Here is a 1,673-nt window from a genome sequence, read left to right on the forward strand (position 1 = left end):
CCCCAATATGAAGCGGATAACGCTCCCCAATACCCGCGCCGCGCTCGAGCAGAACCGCCATGTCGTGACCATCTCACCCGAGATCGCCGGCCGCGCGCGGCTGGCCGTCGAGCGGATGCTCGCCGTATGAGCGCGGATGTCCGCAGCTTCTTTGGCCGGCCCATCATAATTGGCGGCGGCATTGCCGGATTATTGACCGCGCTTCATCTGGCGCCAGAACCCGTGCTTGTTTTGTCCAGGACGCCGCTCGGATCAGAAGCATCGAGTGCGTGGGCACAGGGCGGCCTGGCTGCCAGCCTCGGCGATGACGACAACCCAATGCTGCATCTGGCCGATACGCTCGCCGCTGGCGCCGGGCTCTGCGACGCAGAAATCGCAACCCGCATCCTTCATGCGGCCCCTAGCGCGATTGAGAACCTGTCGACCCTTGGGGTCCGCTTCGATCGGACGCCTGAAGGAGCACTGCGCCTTGGATTGGAGGCCGCGCACGGTCGCCGGCGCATCGTTCATGCTGACGGCGACGGCAGTGGACAGGAGATCATGCGCGCGCTGGTCGAAGCCGTGCGTTCTGCTCCGTCGATTGTGATGGTCGAGGGTGTGGAGGCGCGGCGGCTGGCGGTGGAGGACAACAAGGTCACGGGCGTTTGGGCAAGCTGTTCGACTAGTCCTGTGTTCCTGGGTACGGGACGGGTCGTCCTCGCGACCGGCGGGATTGGCGGGCTGTTTCACGACTCGACAAACCCGCTAGGCAGCTCCGGACAGGGGCTGGCACTTGCGGCGCGCGCCGGTGCTGTCCTTGCCGACCTCGAGTTCATCCAGTTCCACCCGACCGCGCTTGATGGGCCGGCTCGCCCGATGCCGCTGATCAGCGAAGCGGTTCGCGGTGAAGGCGCAACGATTGTCGACGAAACCGGCCAGCGCTTCCTCGAATATTTGCAGGACGCGGAACTCGCGCCGCGCGACGTCGTGGCGCGCGCCATCTGGACGCATCTTTCGAACGGCCACCGCGTCTTTCTGGATGGACGAGAAAAGCCCGGCCCGACATTCGCGCGGCAGTTTCCGACGATCGCCTCGGCCTGCCGGGGCGCAGGCATCGACCCGGCGCAAGACCTCATTCCGATACGGCCGGCCCAGCACTATCACATGGGCGGCGTCGCGGTGGACCGGGACGGACGTACCTCCGTTGCCGGACTGTGGGCTTGCGGCGAAGTCGCCTCGACCGGACTGCACGGCGCCAACAGGCTTGCCAGCAACTCGCTGACCGAGGCGATTGTATGCGCGCACTGGGTCGCTGAAAGCGTGGCGGGATCTCCCCTCGGCGTCAGAACAAGATTGACGGCACGGGAAATCCGGCGCCCGATCCACTCTCCTTGCGCCCTCTCCTCTCACGCAGCCTTGGCGTGAAGCGCAATGGCGAGATGTTGCGCGAGGCCGTGAGCACATTGCTTCCGCTGGCCAAACGCCACGATGCGGCGTCCGATCCCGCGGTAGTGGGACTGCTGATCGCGGTTGCGGCCTTCCTGCGCGAAGAAAGCCGCGGCGCTCACCACCGCACGGACTTTCCTTATCGTGCTGACATCGCGCGCCGCTCCAGGCTCACGCTGGAAGAAGCCTTGACGAAAGCCGAGGAATTCCCATGTTCTCCAACGCTTGAAGACGTCGAGCAATGAACC

Annotated in this window: 1 protein-coding gene and 1 pseudogene; both read left to right on the plus strand. The window is 65.3% G+C overall.

What is annotated here, in order from left to right; all coding sequences use genetic code 11:
- A partial coding sequence (gene nadA, locus EOA36_RS34900) for a quinolinate synthase NadA (protein ID WP_145969495.1) occupies positions 1–130 on the plus strand: 130 nt, incomplete at its 5' end.
- Positions 127–1,670: pseudogene (locus EOA36_RS34905) on the plus strand (L-aspartate oxidase). The gene nadA and the pseudogene EOA36_RS34905, both read left to right, overlap by 4 nt.
- Positions 1,671–1,673 lie beyond the last annotated feature (3 nt).

The sequence above is a fragment of the Mesorhizobium sp. M8A.F.Ca.ET.021.01.1.1 genome (genome assembly GCF_003998025.1).
Lineage (GTDB): Bacteria > Pseudomonadota > Alphaproteobacteria > Rhizobiales > Rhizobiaceae > Mesorhizobium.